This is a genomic window from Staphylococcus sp. CWZ226, assembly GCF_018986355.1.
Taxonomy (GTDB): domain Bacteria; phylum Bacillota; class Bacilli; order Staphylococcales; family Staphylococcaceae; genus Staphylococcus; species Staphylococcus simulans.
Map to the genome: position 1 here is coordinate 218,623 of NZ_JAHMSB010000002.1, position 14,844 is coordinate 233,466.

Here is a 14,844-nt window from a genome sequence, read left to right on the forward strand (position 1 = left end):
AGTGGAAATGCCTGATTTAACGCCATTTTGGATATCAATTGAAGTGGCTGTAATCAGCACGATTATTGTAACAGCACTTGGGATTTTAATTTCAAGACTGTTATATCGACGTCGTGGACGTATTGTGACACTTCTTGAGAGTATTATTATCCTGCCGATTGTGTTACCTCCGACAGTCATGGGGTTCTTATTATTAATTGTTTTCTCACCACGAAGCCCTGTAGGCGCATTTATGACAAATGTTTTACATATGCCTGTCATATTCACAATCACTGGTGCAATTATTGCCTCTGTGATTGTCAGTTTTCCATTAATGTATCAACATACGATTCAAGGTTTTAGAGGTATTAATCATAAAATGTTGAATACAGCACGAACAATGGGTGCAAGTGAAAATAAAATTTTCTTCAGACTGATTTTACCGCTATCTAAGCGTGCTATTTTATCTGGTGTGATGATGGCATTTGCGCGTGCAATCGGTGAGTTCGGAGCAACCTTAATGGTAGCGGGTTATATTCCAAATAAAACCAATACGTTGCCTTTAGAGATTTATTTCTTAGTTGAACAAGGCAAAGAGAACCAAGCTTGGCTATGGGTATTAGTATTAGTCGCATTTGCGATTACTGTTATTGGTACGATTAACTTAATGAACAAAGATCGTTATTTGGAGGTGGATTAAGATGTTGACCATCCAAATTACACATCAATTAAAAGGACAGTTACTGAAGTTAGATATTCAAGATACAGTACCTAAAATTTATGCGATACGAGGACCTTCAGGAGTGGGGAAAACGACTGTTTTGAATATGATCGCAGGCTTAAGGGCTGCAGATAACGCTTATATCAAAGTCAACGAACGTGTGTTAACGGATACGCAATCATCTGTGAATGTTAAAATTCAAGAGCGTCATTTAGGTTATTTATTTCAGGACTATCAATTGTTTCCGAATATGACAGTTTTTCAAAATATCACGTTTATGGCGCAACCTTCTGAACATATTACAGCGTTGATGCATCAATTAAACATCAGTTATTTACAAAAACAATATCCAGCTAGATTATCAGGCGGGGAAGCACAACGCGTCGCATTAGCACGTGCATTAAGCACACGTCCTGATTTACTTTTATTAGATGAACCATTTTCTAGTTTGGATGATGCGACGAAAGAAGAAAGTATGCGTTTAGTGAAACGACTCTTTGATGAATGGCAAATCCCGATTATTTTTGTGACACATTCTAATTACGAAGCAGAACAATTGGCGGATGAAATTATAACGTTAAGTTCTGTACCAGCTGAATAATAAAAAGTTTCAATCCGGTCTGTCTTCTATTGGCATGACCGGATTTTAGGTGACATACTACAATTCGAACGATTGTAACACGTCTCTATTCGTCTTATAATAAAGACAATGCACTTTAAGAAAGGAATCGAAAGATGTCAGAACGTTATTCCAGACAAATTTTGTTTAAACATATAGGCAGAGAAGGCCAAGAGAAAATTGCGCAAAAACATGCGCTGATAATCGGCATGGGTGCATTAGGAACACACATTGCGGACGGTTTAGTCAGAGCGGGCATCAAACAGTTAACGATTGTTGATCGTGACTACATCGAGTTCAGCAACTTACAACGTCAAATGTTGTTTACAGAACAAGATGCGACAGACGCGATGCCGAAAGTGATTGCGGCGAAAGAAAAGCTGCAGGAAATCCGAAGTGATGTCATCATTGAGGCGCATATCGCTCAAGTCAATCCCCAGTTTCTAGAAACGCATGGAACTGAGGTAGATTTAATTTTAGATGCGACAGATAATTTCGATACACGTTTATTAGTGAATGATTTTGCGTATAAATATAATATACCTTGGATATATGGCGGGGTTGTACAAAGTACATATATCGAAGCAGCTTTCATTCCTGGACAAACTCCGTGTTTCAACTGTCTGATGCCGCAATTACCAGTCATTAACATGACGTGTGATACAGTAGGGGTAATTCAACCAGCGGTAACCATGACCACGAGTTTACAAACACGTGATGCATTGAAAATCCTGACTGAAACACCTTTTACGCCTAAATTAACTTATGGTGATATTTGGGAAGGGACACACTATACATTCGGATTCAGTCGTATGTTTAAAGCTGATTGTCATACGTGTAGTGAACATGCGACCTATCCGCATTTAAATCATACTGATTTACAGTTTGCGACATTATGCGGAAGAGATACAGTTCAATACAATAATGAGGATATTACCCAGGAAATGTTGAAGGAATATCTTGAAACGCATCATATTAAGTATCATGCGAACCCTTATATGATTCGCTTCGAATTCAACAATCATCGAATCGTCAGCTTCTCAGGCGGACGCATGTTGATACATGGCATGACAAAACCTGAAGAAGCGATTAAATTAATGAACCAATTACTCGGTTGAGTAAATCACATAGGAGGCCTAATGAATGAAAAATGAACACGTGAATGTCAAATTAGATAGAATCATCAACGCAGCAGTCTTAACTGTGTCTGATACAAGAACAAAAGAAACAGATAAAGGTGGTAATTTAGCTAAAGAATTATTATCAGAGATTAATGTGGAAATTACAGATGATCATTACACAATCGTCAAAGATGATAAACAAGCGATTACTGAACAAGTACAACAATGGTTGAATGAAGATGTGGATGTCATTATTACAACGGGCGGTACAGGTATCGCACAACGTGATGTGACGATTGAAGCAGTAACTCCTTTATTAACAAAAGAAATTGAAGGTTTCGGAGAGTTATTCAGATATTTAAGTTATGCTGAAGATGTGGGAACACGTGCTTTATTATCACGTGCTGTCGGCGGTACAGTAGGTGAACAATTGATTTTCTCATTGCCAGGTTCATCTGGTGCGGTAAGATTAGCGATTGAAAAATTAATTAAACCTGAATTGAATCATCTCATTCATGAATTAACAAAATAAAAGGCAAGAAGAAGCGGTTAGATTTTACTCAGGTAGAAGACTAACCGCTTCTTCACTGTACTGTTTGATTGAATAAGGGAAAACACTGAAGCCAATCACTGATTTCATAAGATTTCATCAGTTTTTTCATCCATTCAGCCTATTTAACTTAAAGAATTCGCATTATATAATAGGAGTAACATGAAAAAAACGGAACGATTGTACGTTGTGACAGTAAAATCACAACGTCAATGGTTCCGTAGTGCTGTTGTGAAGTTCATGTTTACGTATAAAAAGGGTAAAGCATGAACAACAATAGTTTATGATCTGCGGTAATCCCCGGATTTTCCGCCAGATTTTGAGATAAGGTAAGTTTCGCCGATGACCATCCCTTTATCAAGTGCTTTGGTCATATCGTAAACGGTTAAAGCCGTTGCTGAAGCGGCTGTGAGAGCTTCCATTTCTACACCGGTTTTACCTGATGTAGAGACTGTAGCTTCAATATTAAGTGTATATGACGATGTTGTATCCCATTCAAAGGCAATATCGATACCAGTCAGTGAGAGCGGATGACACATAGGAATAATCGTAGAGGTATTCTTAGCTGCCATGATTCCCGCGATTTGGGCAGTATTCAGCACATTACCTTTCTTATTTGTATGTTCTACAATTTGCTTGTAAATCGCTTCGTTAACAGTAATGCTTGAATGTGCTGTCGCAACACGTTTTGTGATGTCTTTATCAGAAACGTCGACCATTTTCGCATTACCTTGAGCGTTGATATGAGTAAATTCAGACATGTTATTCCTCCTCGCTTAGACATTATAGCATGAAATAAAATAGATGTTAGGAGCAGATAGTTTATGCCAGTTGAAAAAAGAAATCCAATTGCGGTAAAAGAAGCAATCAAACGTGTGGTAGCACAAGAATTTCGTACAGAAACACAACAAGTGCCTTTAAATGACAGTTTAGGATATATACTGTCTGAAGATATCGTGGCAACGTATGAAATCCCACGTTTTAATAAATCACCTTATGACGGCTTTGCGTTAAGAAGTGAAGATACAAAAGGTGCAAGCGGTGACAACCGTATTGAATTTGAAGTCATTGATCACATCGGTGCAGGCAGTGTGTCAGATAAAACAGTCGGACCGAACCAAGCTGTCCGTATTATGACAGGGGCAGAAATTCCAGCAGGTGCAGATGCAGTTGTGATGTTAGAACAAACACGTGAAGGTGAACATTCATTTACGATTCGTACAACCTTCGAACATAATGAAAATGTTTCATTAAAAGGTGAGGAAACAGAAGTCGGAGATGTCGTATTAAAAGAAGGCCAACGTATTAATGCTGGGGCTATCGCAGTACTTGCGACCTTCGGTTATACAGAAGTGCCTGTACGTCGCTTACCCTCTGCAGCTATTATTGCGACAGGCAGTGAGTTATTAGATGTCGGTGATGAATTAGAACCAGGTAAAATCCGTAATTCTAATGGACCGATGATTCAAGGCTTACTAAATCAATTCGGCTTAGACTGTGAAGTTTATAAAATTCAAGAAGATGATTTCGACAGCAGTTTAGCAGTCGTTAAAGAAGCACTTGCTTCTCATGATATGGTCATCACAACAGGCGGTGTATCTGTTGGTGACTTCGACTATTTACCAGCTATCTACAAAGAAATCGGTGCAGAAGTATTATTCAATAAAGTACAAATGCGTCCAGGCAGTGTCACAACAGTTGCTGTCGCAAATAACCAATATTTATTTGGTTTATCAGGGAATCCATCTGCGTGCTATACAGGATTTGAATTGTTCGTAAAACCAGCAGTCTTAAATATGATGGGTGCGATTGAACGTTTCCCTCAAGTTGTAAAAGCCACATTGATGGAAGACTTCAAAAAAGCCAATCCATTCACACGTTTCATTCGTGCAAAAGCTACATTAAATGGTTTACAAACAACAGTAGTACCTTCTGGTTTCAACAAATCAGGTGCGGTTGTCGCGATTGCACACAGTAATGCGATGATTATGTTGCCGAGCGGTACACGCGGCTTTGAAAAAGGCTACACAGTGGATGTCATTCTGACTGAAACAGATACCTTTGAAGAGGAATTAGCACTATGATTTTACAAATTGTGGGATATAAAAATTCTGGCAAAACAACCTTGATGGCAGAAACAGTTAAGTTTCTGAAAGCGCAAGGTTATCGTGTAGTGACGATTAAACATCATGGACATGGTAGTGAAGATATTACCTTACAAGCAGCAGAAGTCGATCATATGAAACATTTTGAAGCAGGGGCAGACCAAAGCATTGTGCAAGGTCATGCGTTAAGAGAAACAGTCACACGTACAACAGAACAAACTTTATCCCACATTATTGAATCAGCGGTCACGATTGATTATGATGTGTTACTAGTTGAAGGTTTTAAACAAGCGGATTATGATAAAGTGATTATTTATAGAGATGAAGCGGAATTAGTTTCTTTATCTGAGCTGAGTCATGTACAATATAAGTTACCGTTTCAAAAAAATACAGAGTTAAGTCATTTTAAAAAGTGGTTATTAACTTTTATCGATAGAAAAAAGGATGAGTCAAAATGAAACAATTTGAAGTTGTGACTGAGCCGATTCAAACAGAACCTTATCGAGACTTTACACTGACACCGCATCAGGGTGCAGTAGTGGTCTTTACAGGTCATGTCAGAGAATGGACAAAAGGCATTCGTACAGAACATCTTGAGTACGAAGCTTATGTGCCAATGGCTGAAAAAAAATTAGCTCAAATCGGCGATGAAATCAACGAACAATGGCCTGGCACGATTGTCAGCATTGTTCACCGTATCGGACCATTGCATATTTCCGATATTGCGGTATTAATCGCAGTTTCTTCACCACATAGAAAAGATGCCTATGCGGCAAATGAATATGCGATTGATCGTATTAAAGAAGTAGTGCCGATTTGGAAGAAAGAAATATGGGAAGATGGCGCACAATGGATCGGTCATCAACGTGGTTACCATGAAGATGCCATTGAAAGGGGGCAAACAGAATGAAAGTCCTTTATTTTGCGGAGATTAAAGAAATCTTACAAAAAGGTACAGAAGAATTTGAACTAGAGAATGAAATGACAGTAGAGGCGTTTAAAAAATATTTATTTGAAACGTATCCAGAAATCAGCGGCAAACAATTCCAAATCGCCTTGAATGAAGAATTTGTGCCAAATGATGAAATGATTCAACCTTCTGATGTCGTTGCGTTGATTCCACCGGTAAGCGGAGGTTAAGAAAGTGAAAGCAATTATTTTAGCAGGCGGACGTTCAGAACGTTTCGGTTCGCCTAAGGCATTTGCGAGGCTCAATGGTAAAATGTTTTATCAACATATTATCGAAGCCTTGAATGAAGCCAATATGTTTAATGAGATTATCATTAGTTCTAGTGCGGAATTGGCTGATCAATTTGAAGATGTCAAAGTGGTCGTAGATGATGAAGAACATCAAGCGAAAGGACCGCTTTCAGGCATCTACTCAGTAATGAAGCAAGATTTTGAAGCAGAACTATTCTTTGTGATTTCAGTAGATACACCGTTAATCACAGAAAAAGCTGTCAGCACGTTATATCAATTTATGGTTGAACATGTCATTGAAGATCAGTTAGATATTGCGGGGTATGAAGAAGAGGGGTATCCGATTCCTACTATCGCATTTTATAGTCCGACGTGTTTGCCAGTCATTGCACGTGCACTAGAATCCGATGATTACAGTATGAAACATGTTTATAACCAAGTCGCTTCTGATTGGCTGGATGTTCATGAGGTTGATACAAGACCTGATTGGTACCAAAATATTAACTACCAAGATGATTTAGCCAGAGTCAGAAATCAATCGCTTTGATGAGATGTATCAAGCGATAAGAGAGAAAGAAAAGGGGGTCAAAAGATGGTAAAACAAATAACAGATAAATTAGGTCGCCCGATTCGTGACTTAAGATTATCCGTGACAGATCGCTGTAATTTCCGCTGTGATTATTGTATGCCTAAAGAAATTTTCGGCGATGACTTTGTCTTTTTACCCAAAGATGAATTATTGACTTTTAGTGAAATGGAAAGAATTGCTCGCGTATATACTCGCCTAGGTGTGAAGAAGATTCGTATCACTGGCGGGGAACCTTTAATGCGTAGAGATTTATATAAATTAATTGCCGCTCTTAATGAAATCGACGGTGTAGAAGATATTGGTCTGACTACCAATGGTCTATTGTTGAAAAAACATGGACAAAAACTCTATGATGCCGGATTAAGACGTATCAATGTCAGCTTAGATGCTATTGATAACGAATTATTCCAATCTATCAATAACCGTAATATCAAAGCAGATACCATCCTAGAACAAATTGATTATGCAGTATCAATCGGTTTTAAAGTGAAAGTGAACGTTGTTGTGCAAAAAGGTATCAATGATGACCAAATCATCCCAATGATTCAGTACTTCAAAGACAAAAATATTGTTGTAAGATTTATTGAGTTTATGGATGTCGGCAATGACAATGGTTGGGACTTCAGTAAAGTTGTCACAAAAGATGAAATGCTTGCGATGGTCGAGGATGAATTTGATATTGAAGCTGTTGAACCGAAATATTATGGTGAAGTCGCAAAATATTATCGTCATAAAGATAACGGAGCACAGTTCGGTTTAATTACGAGTGTTTCTCAGTCATTCTGTTCAACATGTACGAGAGCACGCTTATCTTCTGATGGTAAATTCTATGGTTGCTTATTCAGCACAGTCGATGGATTTAACGTCAAAGAATTTATGCGTTCTGGTAAAACGGACGATGAATTACAAGCGAAATTCGAAGAGTTATGGCATATTCGTGATGACAGATATTCAGATGAACGAACTGAACAAACGGTCGCAAATCGCAGACGTAAGAAAATTAATATGAACTATATCGGCGGTTAAGTCGAATGAAATATATAATAAAAAGCACGTCTTTCTGATTTTTTTCGGAAAGGCGTGCTTTTTCATAATGATTACTTTGCGAAGGTTTCAAATTCTTTGATGACAGATGCGACGAATTCACGTTGTGTCTTATCTAATAAATAAAAGACTTGGCGTTCATCAGTTTCTGAACGCTCTTTTGCGATCAGTTCTCTTTTATAAAGTTTTCTTATTAATACATCAATTTTACTCGTATTCCATTTCATGTCGTAATGGAGGGTATCCCTCAATACTTTACCTGTAATTTTGTCAGTACCATTGAAGCGGTATAAAATAATGAACTCCTCCATGGTAAGATGATGTTCTGCTTTTAGCCAATATTTAATCTGGCTAAGTTTACATTCTGTCTCAATTAAATGATCAATTGTCTTTGACATTGATATTCCTCCTCTTGCCCTTTCATAGTTGTATTCCCCCAGGAATAATAATTGTTTTACTTATTATATTATATAACGAATTTCAATATAAATCTATTCTCTTTAATTTACTATAATAGTAAAAAAAGTGCGTTATCACGGAAATTATGAACCGAAATTGAATATGTTGAAAGAAAAGTTGATTCAAGTGCTAAAAGTATAAAACAAGAAAATGACAAATGTCATAGAGAATTTATGACAAACGTTACTATGTTTACAATTTTTAAAAATATATCATTAAATCAAGGAAATAAAGAGGTGATTAAATGATAAAAGTAAACGGTGTAACTAAATCATTCCACAATACTAAAGCAATAGATCATGTTTCATTTGGAATAAAAGAAGGAGAATGTATCGCTTTAATAGGCGTAAATGGAGCAGGTAAGTCCACATTGATTGATTTGATTTTAGGTAATTTAGTTCCAGATGAAGGGCGTATTGAAAGGGATTCTGCTATACAAAATAATATCGGCGTATTATTTCAAAAATCAATCTTTAATGAATGGGTCAAAGTAAAAGAACTCTATGCATTTTATTCATCGGTTTATAAAAATGCGTTAGATTACAACAAGTTTAAAACATTGACCCAGTTTACTGATAAACAATTAAATCAATACGCGACTAAATTATCTGGAGGTCAACAACGTTTATTAGATTTTATATTGATGTTAACAGGACAACCTTTATTAATATTTTTAGACGAGCCGACGTCTGCAATGGATGCTAAAACGAGACGTTATTTCTGGAACATCATAAATGATTTGAAGGCTCGAGGTATTACCATATTATATACGACGCATTATATTGAAGAAGTAGAGAAGGTTGCGGATCGCGTTATCGTATTGAAACAAGGAAAGATAATGAATGATAGTTCACCTTCACAATTAAAACACCTTGATAAAACATCAACGATATATCTACCTGAACAATTTGAGTCAATCATTCAAAATCAAACTCAATTAAGTTATCAAAAGGATCAAAGTGAACTTCAAATCAAAACAGATGCGGTTCAAAAAGTTTTACAACAATTGATTGAAATAGATATAGATTTAAATAAGTTAGAAATCAAGAAAAGTTCATTAGAAGATTATGTATTTGAAAGTGAAGGGGAGATTCTATCATGATTTTTAAATATTTGAAATTAGATTGGACAATCACTTTGCGACAAAAAATATATCTTATTCTTTCAGTAGGGATGCCGTTAGTATTTTTCTTGATTTTCACTTCATTAACTAAAGTACCACAATCAGAAGCCAATCAAATTTATAAAGAAAGTTTGATGAGTATGACGGTCTTTAGTTTAACTAGTTATTGTTTGTTGACCTTCCCTGTTGAATTAGTACAGGATAAACAAAACGGATGGCAGAAAAAACTTTTTGCGACACCGATGACACCCATTAAATATTATGTAGCTAAAGTATTCAAAATCATGAGTCTTTTTTTATTTTCAATTATTCTGATGTTTAGTGTTGGAGGAATGATTAGACACATTCATATGTCTCTTTATGAATGGTTAGTATCAGGATTATTATTATGGATTGGATCCAGTTTATTTTTGTCCATAGGGTTATTACTGGCACAACATAAAGATGTGAAGCAAGCAAGTAGTATAGGTAATTTATTGTATATTGTTTTAGCGATTGTGGGTGGATTATGGTTTCCTATTAGCTTGTTTCCTCAATGGCTAGCTTCTATCTCTCGATATATGCCGACCTACCGATTAAAACAGCTAGGATTAGATTTTATTCAGCATCAAACGATTAATATAGCGGCACTTGGTTTTCTTTTGGGGTATTGTATACTATTTATAATCATTGCTTTAGTTATTCAAAAGAAATCGGACGTGATGTAATGTCTTTTTTGCTTAGAAAAATAAAAGGAAACCCAATGGGCGTTGCGAGTTTTATTTACTTGTTGTTTCCAATTATCGCTTTATTTTATCAAGACATCAAAGGACCTAAAGTAATTGCTGTTATAGTGATTGCTGTATTCATAATTAATTATGGTATTTTAATTTTATCTGATGTTTATCAGTTTAAAGTGAAGCGGTTGATTGTATGGATGATTTATTTGATCGGCACACTTTATTTTTGTTGGGCAATGGGCAGCACATTTATCATGTTTTTCTTTTTTGGTTCTTATGTGTTGCCATATGTTTATGAAGCGACTGTAAAGTCAGTGGAAAGTATACTATTTTATATTGCTTTACTCATCGCATCTGGTCTTTCACTATACTTACTTCCAAAAGCTTTACCAATAGTTGTCGTACTGATTCTTGTTGTAATCATTTCGTTGTTCATTAACTTTAGATTTATCGAAAATAAAAAAGTAAGGGCGCAAATGAAAGAGAAAAATCGTCACATCAATTTTTTGATTGCTGAACAAGAACGTCAAAGAATCGGCCAAGATTTACATGATACGTTAGGTCATGTATTTGCCAGCTTGAGCATAAAATCTGAGCTTGCTTCTAAATTGATAGATCAAAATCCAGAAAAAGCCAAAGAGGAAATGTTAGCAGTTAATCAACTTTCTAAAGAGGCATTAAATAAAGTCAGAACTATTGTAGAACATCTGAAATTTCAAGATTTTGAAGAAGAAGTGAAGTCTGTAGATCAACTATTAAAACAAGCAGATATTACTTTTGATTTTGAGGGACAATCCACTGCTAGAACATTAAATAAAGGACAACAGTCTATATTAGCTATGCTATTGAGAGAAGCGGTCAATAATATTATTAAACATGCACATGCGACAAAAGTAACTGGTACATTAAAAGAAGCGCAACACATCATTACGTTGATAATTAGTGATAATGGCAAAGGTATCAGTAAACCTGAAGCTACACTGCATAGTATAAGAGAGCGTGCAGCATTATTAGATGGTGAAGTTACAATAAAATCTGAACAAGGTGTTACATTAATGATTCGAATTCCACGAGGTGATAATTTATGATAAATGTTGTTCTAGCTGAAGACCAAGAAATGCTGAGAAAAGCGATGGTTCAACTTATAGAGATGGATGGAAATATAAACATTATTGCTGATACTTCAAGTGGAGCAGAGGCATGGCAAATGATTGAATCCAATCAGCCTGACATCGCAATTCTAGATATTGAAATGCCGGAATTAACAGGTTTAGAAGTATTGAACAAAATAAGAGAAGCAAAGTTAAATACAAAAGTCATTATTGTAACGACGTTCAAAAGACCAGGTTATTTTGAAAGAGCAGTCGCAAATGATGTAGATGCTTATGTATTAAAAGAACGTTCCGTAGAAGAACTGATTCAGACCATGCATAATATTATGGCAGGACAAAAAGAATATAGTGAAACACTGATGACTACATATTTTAATGAGAAAAATCCATTAACGCCTTCAGAACAGTTAATACTGAAAGAAATCGGCAATGGTTATTCAAGTAAAGAAATTGCACAAAAGCTTTTTCTTTCAAACGGGACAGTTCGTAATTATACTTCTGTCATTATTGATAAAATGGAGACAGAAAATCGTTTTGATGCGTGGAAAAAAGCTATTGAAAAAGGATGGATTATATAAAAAAGTGCAGACCGTTTTGATCTGCACTTTTATAATTAAGCACGTTCTAAATATTTTACTTTGCGGCCATGTAGGACATAGTAAAGTCCTGCGGTAATAATAGTTAATATAGCCATGAAGCCATAAAGTTGTGCATAAGTAATAGATGAAGTGAAGACACCTAATACAGAAGGGCCGAAGCCGATACCGAAATCAATACCGATAAAGAAAGTAGAAGTGGCTAGGCCATATTTTTCTGGTGTCGTAACTTTGATCGCAATAGCTTGCATAAGTGATGATAAGTTACCGTAACCTACACCTAACGCTGCACCTGCAAGTAATAACATCCAGCCTGAATGTGCAAAGAATAAAAGCACAAAGCTGATAAGTAAGAAGAAATAAGATGGATAAACTACAACGTTTTCGTTTTTGTTATCCATTAAACGACCTGTAATTGGACGTGTGACTAATGATGTTAAGGCATAGAAAATAAAGAAGTAACTTGAAACTGCGACTAGATTGCGCTCTTCTGCGAAGAATTTTAAGAATGTCAGAATAGATGAGTAAGTCACACCAGTTACTAAAATTACAATCGCAATCGGTACTGCATCTTTAGCGATAAATTGACTTAAGCTGAAACCTTTTGATGGTTGAGTTTCAGAAACTTTAGTTGTTTCAAAATTGATATGAATGAAGAATGATAAAGCTAAACCAATGATGCCTAATACTAAACATAAAGCGAATAAGACATCAATGGAGTATTGATTTGATAATAATAAACCAAAGAAAGGTCCGACAGCTGTTCCGAGAACTAAACTGAGTGAGAACATGCTGATACCTTCACTTTTACGTTCAGGTGGTGTGATGTACGCAGCTATTGTTCCTGTCGCAGTAGTCGCAACTGCTGTCGCAACACCATTAATTAATCTGGTAAACATTAAGAAACCTAATGAACCTTCTATAAAGTAAAGGGCTTGCGTTACGATAAGAAAAATCAATCCTATAATTAATGTACGTTTAGGTCCCATCGCATTGACATATTTTCCTGTAATAAAACGGCCGATTAATGAGCCGACAATAAATAATCCGGTTACTAATCCGGATAAACTATCTGAAGCGCCAAATTCGTTTTTACTGTAGCCTGCAATGACAACGATTAACAGATACATACAAAGATAAACGAAGAAGTTGACGATAAAGTTCATATTGAAACTTTTAGTCCATATTGGTGCGTGTTGAGAATGATCCACGCGAAATCCCTCCTTAAAACTGATGTTTGATAGCTTTGAGCGTTCGAATGGTTTGCTCGATATCCTCTTGACTAAGACCTGCTTCTTCAACGATTTGTTGTTGAAGTGCTGTTACTTTTTCGATGACTTCGTGGTAAATCTGATTACCTTTGTCCGTCAGACTTAATAGTTTTTGTCTTTTATCTTCCCCTGGTGTAACAGTCAGCAAGTCGTGTTCATGTAACACTTTTAATAATTTACGTGTTGATGGTTTTTCAATACAACGACGTTTAGAAATTTCGACAAGTGTTGTCGGTTCATGTAAGTAAATATCCTTTAGAACTAAAAATTGAGCAGTATGTAGCTGATACTGATCAAGTAAAGGTTGAACGCTTTTTACATAAGGTCTATATAATTCAGTAAAGCTATTAAATAATTGATTGATTTCCATGTTGTAGCTCCTTAAATTAAGATAAAGGTTGAGACCTCAGTAAAACGTCACAACCTCATATATAAACGAAATCAGTTTGATTTTTTTGCAGGGTAATTGATTGATTTCGTTAAAAAGGTTAGCTAAGCTAACTAATTTACTTTACTATTGTAGAAAATTCTCAAATAAAAATCAAGAGATTTTTTGAAATTAGTCTTTCAAAAGGCAATTCGATTCATAATTTGATAAGATGAAGAAAAATGAAGAGAGGATGGTCTAAATGGTTCAGTTGAAATTTGATCATATCATCCATTATATCAAGCATATTGATGAGTTTGAGTATCCAGGAGAAGTAATGAAGTTATCACCAGGCGGCTTACACAATCGCTATGGTACATATAATAAATTGGTTTATACAGATTTGGCTTATATTGAAATTATCGGTGTAAACGATGAAGAAAAGTTGAAGAAGGTTATTAAATCGAATGAAGGACGTGTATCTTTCGTTGCGAAAATCGTACAAGATAATTTCGAACAAGGCTTTAAAGCAATCGCCTTACGCACAAATGATTTAGACAAACTTAAAGATGAGTTTGAAGCGAAAGGATTAGATGTCGTAGGACCAATTGAAATGGGCCGAGAAAATAAAAAAGGTGAACAAACGTCTTGGCGTTTATTATATTTGAATCAGCCGGATGCGAAATTGAAACCGCCGTTCTTTATAGAGTGGAATAAGTCAGAAGAAGAACGTGTTGAGGCGTTAGAAAATAGATTTCAACCGCAATTCAAAATAAAAGCCATTGAAATTCAAACCACACAACAAGCGTTAGTGGTCAATCAATGGCGGGATTGGTTTGGTATGGAAGTGGTATCTGAAGATGAAGAAATCACAACATTAAAATTGCCTGATGAAGCGATTGAATATCGTATTCAATCAGGACGCAAAGACAAGTATGCGATTGTGATTCAAGATACAACCGCCGAAACACCTTATCATATCGTGACACGCGGTGGAGCTTATCACTTCGAACCTTAAAATTTAGTACACATAATGATAAACTGCGTTCGCAATCATGATCGCATAAGTTAAAGCGATTAAGAATAAGATAATTGCTAGCCACATATCAACACGTGATTTACGTAATAAGACAAGATAAACAGCAGTTACTAAAGAAAATGCGGTAAAGAATACACGCAAGCTGAGATTGTCTATTTGAACATGGTTGACTAATGTTATACTAATCACAATGATATTTAAAATAATCATGATAATTAAAAAGATATTTC

The 14,844-nt window shown here is 35.8% G+C and carries 20 protein-coding genes; 15 read left to right on the plus strand and 5 right to left on the minus strand.

Annotated elements, in window-relative coordinates:
- Positions 1-7: 7 nt before the first annotated feature.
- From modB to KRR19_RS02730, 4 genes are all read left to right on the plus strand, one after another.
- The gene (modB, locus tag KRR19_RS02715; protein ID WP_111440573.1) at positions 8-679 is read left to right on the plus strand and encodes a molybdate ABC transporter permease subunit; all 672 of its coding nucleotides are present in this window, start codon (positions 8-10) and stop codon (positions 677-679) included.
- Position 680: 1 nt separating this feature from the next.
- A complete protein-coding gene (locus KRR19_RS02720) occupies positions 681-1,301 on the plus strand; it encodes an ATP-binding cassette domain-containing protein (RefSeq protein WP_060803661.1) in 621 nt (206 codons plus the stop codon).
- Positions 1,302-1,435: 134 nt separating this feature from the next.
- Positions 1,436-2,437 (plus strand): ThiF family adenylyltransferase, encoded by a 1,002-nt coding sequence (locus KRR19_RS02725; RefSeq protein WP_002479604.1) that lies wholly within the window; start codon positions 1,436-1,438, stop codon positions 2,435-2,437.
- Positions 2,438-2,462: 25 nt separating this feature from the next.
- Positions 2,463-2,972, plus strand: coding sequence for a MogA/MoaB family molybdenum cofactor biosynthesis protein (locus KRR19_RS02730; RefSeq protein WP_216733426.1), 510 nt, complete (start codon positions 2,463-2,465; stop codon positions 2,970-2,972).
- Positions 2,973-3,271: 299 nt separating this feature from the next.
- On the opposite strand, the gene moaC is transcribed toward KRR19_RS02730, so the two are convergent.
- Positions 3,272-3,751 (minus strand): cyclic pyranopterin monophosphate synthase MoaC, encoded by a 480-nt coding sequence (gene moaC, locus KRR19_RS02735; protein WP_002479601.1) that lies wholly within the window; start codon positions 3,749-3,751, stop codon positions 3,272-3,274.
- A gap of 63 nt (positions 3,752-3,814) precedes the next feature.
- On the opposite strand from moaC, the gene KRR19_RS02740 reads away from it, so the two are divergent.
- From KRR19_RS02740 to moaA, 6 genes are read left to right on the plus strand one after another with little or no spacing between them, the layout of a single operon-like run.
- Entirely contained in the window at positions 3,815-5,074 is a 1,260-nt protein-coding gene (locus tag KRR19_RS02740) for a molybdopterin molybdotransferase MoeA (protein ID WP_156666528.1), read from the plus strand.
- Complete coding sequence (mobB, locus tag KRR19_RS02745; protein WP_002479599.1) at positions 5,071-5,553, plus strand: molybdopterin-guanine dinucleotide biosynthesis protein B; 483 nt, start codon at positions 5,071-5,073, stop codon at positions 5,551-5,553. The genes KRR19_RS02740 and mobB overlap by 4 nt, the downstream gene beginning before the upstream one ends.
- The gene (locus KRR19_RS02750) at positions 5,550-6,005 is read left to right on the plus strand and encodes a molybdenum cofactor biosynthesis protein MoaE (RefSeq protein WP_002479598.1); all 456 of its coding nucleotides are present in this window, start codon (positions 5,550-5,552) and stop codon (positions 6,003-6,005) included. Before mobB ends, KRR19_RS02750 begins: the two co-directional genes overlap by 4 nt.
- Positions 6,002-6,235, plus strand: coding sequence for a molybdopterin converting factor subunit 1 (moaD, locus tag KRR19_RS02755; protein ID WP_002479597.1), 234 nt, complete (start codon positions 6,002-6,004; stop codon positions 6,233-6,235). The genes KRR19_RS02750 and moaD overlap by 4 nt, the downstream gene beginning before the upstream one ends.
- A gap of 4 nt (positions 6,236-6,239) precedes the next feature.
- Positions 6,240-6,842 carry a molybdenum cofactor guanylyltransferase MobA gene (gene mobA / locus KRR19_RS02760; RefSeq protein WP_156666529.1) on the plus strand — a complete coding sequence of 201 codons (603 nt, stop codon included), beginning with the start codon at positions 6,240-6,242 and terminating at the stop codon, positions 6,840-6,842.
- A gap of 45 nt (positions 6,843-6,887) precedes the next feature.
- A complete protein-coding gene (gene moaA / locus KRR19_RS02765) occupies positions 6,888-7,910 on the plus strand; it encodes a GTP 3',8-cyclase MoaA (protein WP_023014989.1) in 1,023 nt (340 codons plus the stop codon).
- A 71-nt stretch (positions 7,911-7,981) separates the two neighbouring features.
- Here the strand turns inward: moaA and KRR19_RS02770 are convergent, their stop codons facing one another.
- A complete protein-coding gene (locus tag KRR19_RS02770; RefSeq protein ID WP_002479594.1) occupies positions 7,982-8,326 on the minus strand; it encodes a transcriptional regulator, SarA/Rot family in 345 nt (114 codons plus the stop codon).
- Between the two features lie 305 nt (positions 8,327-8,631).
- Here KRR19_RS02770 and KRR19_RS02775 point away from each other — a divergent pair, with 305 nt between their 5' ends.
- The 4 genes from KRR19_RS02775 to KRR19_RS02790 are packed head-to-tail and all read left to right on the plus strand — an operon-like array spanning position 8,632 to position 11,919.
- Positions 8,632-9,489 (plus strand): ABC transporter ATP-binding protein, encoded by an 858-nt coding sequence (locus KRR19_RS02775; protein WP_216733427.1) that lies wholly within the window; start codon positions 8,632-8,634, stop codon positions 9,487-9,489.
- A complete protein-coding gene (locus KRR19_RS02780) occupies positions 9,486-10,217 on the plus strand; it encodes an ABC transporter permease (RefSeq protein WP_105978587.1) in 732 nt (243 codons plus the stop codon). The genes KRR19_RS02775 and KRR19_RS02780 overlap by 4 nt, the downstream gene beginning before the upstream one ends.
- Positions 10,217-11,317: a sensor histidine kinase gene (locus tag KRR19_RS02785; protein ID WP_216733428.1), complete on the plus strand. Its 1,101-nt coding sequence runs from the start codon at positions 10,217-10,219 to the stop codon at positions 11,315-11,317. Before KRR19_RS02780 ends, KRR19_RS02785 begins: the two co-directional genes overlap by 1 nt.
- Positions 11,314-11,919 carry a response regulator transcription factor gene (locus KRR19_RS02790; protein ID WP_105966500.1) on the plus strand — a complete coding sequence of 202 codons (606 nt, stop codon included), beginning with the start codon at positions 11,314-11,316 and terminating at the stop codon, positions 11,917-11,919. Before KRR19_RS02785 ends, KRR19_RS02790 begins: the two co-directional genes overlap by 4 nt.
- 35 nt (positions 11,920-11,954) lie before the next feature.
- On the opposite strand, the gene KRR19_RS02795 is transcribed toward KRR19_RS02790, so the two are convergent.
- Both KRR19_RS02795 and KRR19_RS02800 read right to left on the minus strand, forming a co-directional pair.
- Positions 11,955-13,103, minus strand: a complete 1,149-nt coding sequence (locus tag KRR19_RS02795) for an MFS transporter (RefSeq protein WP_052032787.1) — start codon at positions 13,101-13,103, stop codon at positions 11,955-11,957.
- Positions 13,104-13,161: 58 nt separating this feature from the next.
- On the minus strand, positions 13,162-13,578 hold the full coding sequence (locus tag KRR19_RS02800) for a MarR family winged helix-turn-helix transcriptional regulator (RefSeq protein WP_057509885.1): 417 nt from the start codon (positions 13,576-13,578) through the stop codon (positions 13,162-13,164).
- Positions 13,579-13,837: 259 nt separating this feature from the next.
- Between KRR19_RS02800 and KRR19_RS02805 the strand changes: the two genes are divergently transcribed.
- Positions 13,838-14,593 carry a VOC family protein gene (locus KRR19_RS02805; RefSeq protein WP_057509884.1) on the plus strand — a complete coding sequence of 252 codons (756 nt, stop codon included), beginning with the start codon at positions 13,838-13,840 and terminating at the stop codon, positions 14,591-14,593.
- Positions 14,594-14,596: 3 nt separating this feature from the next.
- Here the strand turns inward: KRR19_RS02805 and KRR19_RS02810 are convergent, their stop codons facing one another.
- Positions 14,597-14,824: a hypothetical protein gene (locus KRR19_RS02810; RefSeq protein ID WP_081600389.1), complete on the minus strand. Its 228-nt coding sequence runs from the start codon at positions 14,822-14,824 to the stop codon at positions 14,597-14,599.
- Between the last annotated feature and the right edge of the window lie 20 nt (positions 14,825-14,844).

What these genes read in the sequence shown, in the direction of transcription:
- modB (WP_111440573.1), top strand. Translation starts at nt 8, where the DNA reads ATGCCTGATTTAACGCCATTTTGGATATCAATTGAAGTGGCTGTAATC.
- KRR19_RS02770 (WP_002479594.1), bottom strand. Translation starts at nt 8,326, where the DNA reads ATGTCAAAGACAATTGATCATTTAATTGAGACAGAATGTAAACTTAGC.
- KRR19_RS02785 (WP_216733428.1), top strand. Translation starts at nt 10,217, where the DNA reads ATGTCTTTTTTGCTTAGAAAAATAAAAGGAAACCCAATGGGCGTTGCG.
- KRR19_RS02740 (WP_156666528.1), top strand. Translation starts at nt 3,815, where the DNA reads ATGCCAGTTGAAAAAAGAAATCCAATTGCGGTAAAAGAAGCAATCAAA.
- KRR19_RS02800 (WP_057509885.1), bottom strand. Translation starts at nt 13,578, where the DNA reads ATGGAAATCAATCAATTATTTAATAGCTTTACTGAATTATATAGACCT.
- moaA (WP_023014989.1), top strand. Translation starts at nt 6,888, where the DNA reads ATGGTAAAACAAATAACAGATAAATTAGGTCGCCCGATTCGTGACTTA.
- KRR19_RS02780 (WP_105978587.1), top strand. Translation starts at nt 9,486, where the DNA reads ATGATTTTTAAATATTTGAAATTAGATTGGACAATCACTTTGCGACAA.
- KRR19_RS02775 (WP_216733427.1), top strand. Translation starts at nt 8,632, where the DNA reads ATGATAAAAGTAAACGGTGTAACTAAATCATTCCACAATACTAAAGCA.
- mobB (WP_002479599.1), top strand. Translation starts at nt 5,071, where the DNA reads ATGATTTTACAAATTGTGGGATATAAAAATTCTGGCAAAACAACCTTG.
- moaC (WP_002479601.1), bottom strand. Translation starts at nt 3,751, where the DNA reads ATGTCTGAATTTACTCATATCAACGCTCAAGGTAATGCGAAAATGGTC.
- KRR19_RS02795 (WP_052032787.1), bottom strand. Translation starts at nt 13,103, where the DNA reads ATGAACTTTATCGTCAACTTCTTCGTTTATCTTTGTATGTATCTGTTA.
- moaD (WP_002479597.1), top strand. Translation starts at nt 6,002, where the DNA reads ATGAAAGTCCTTTATTTTGCGGAGATTAAAGAAATCTTACAAAAAGGT.
- KRR19_RS02810 (WP_081600389.1), bottom strand. Translation starts at nt 14,824, where the DNA reads ATGATTATTTTAAATATCATTGTGATTAGTATAACATTAGTCAACCAT.
- KRR19_RS02790 (WP_105966500.1), top strand. Translation starts at nt 11,314, where the DNA reads ATGATAAATGTTGTTCTAGCTGAAGACCAAGAAATGCTGAGAAAAGCG.
- KRR19_RS02805 (WP_057509884.1), top strand. Translation starts at nt 13,838, where the DNA reads ATGGTTCAGTTGAAATTTGATCATATCATCCATTATATCAAGCATATT.
- KRR19_RS02725 (WP_002479604.1), top strand. Translation starts at nt 1,436, where the DNA reads ATGTCAGAACGTTATTCCAGACAAATTTTGTTTAAACATATAGGCAGA.
- KRR19_RS02750 (WP_002479598.1), top strand. Translation starts at nt 5,550, where the DNA reads ATGAAACAATTTGAAGTTGTGACTGAGCCGATTCAAACAGAACCTTAT.
- KRR19_RS02730 (WP_216733426.1), top strand. Translation starts at nt 2,463, where the DNA reads ATGAAAAATGAACACGTGAATGTCAAATTAGATAGAATCATCAACGCA.
- KRR19_RS02720 (WP_060803661.1), top strand. Translation starts at nt 681, where the DNA reads ATGTTGACCATCCAAATTACACATCAATTAAAAGGACAGTTACTGAAG.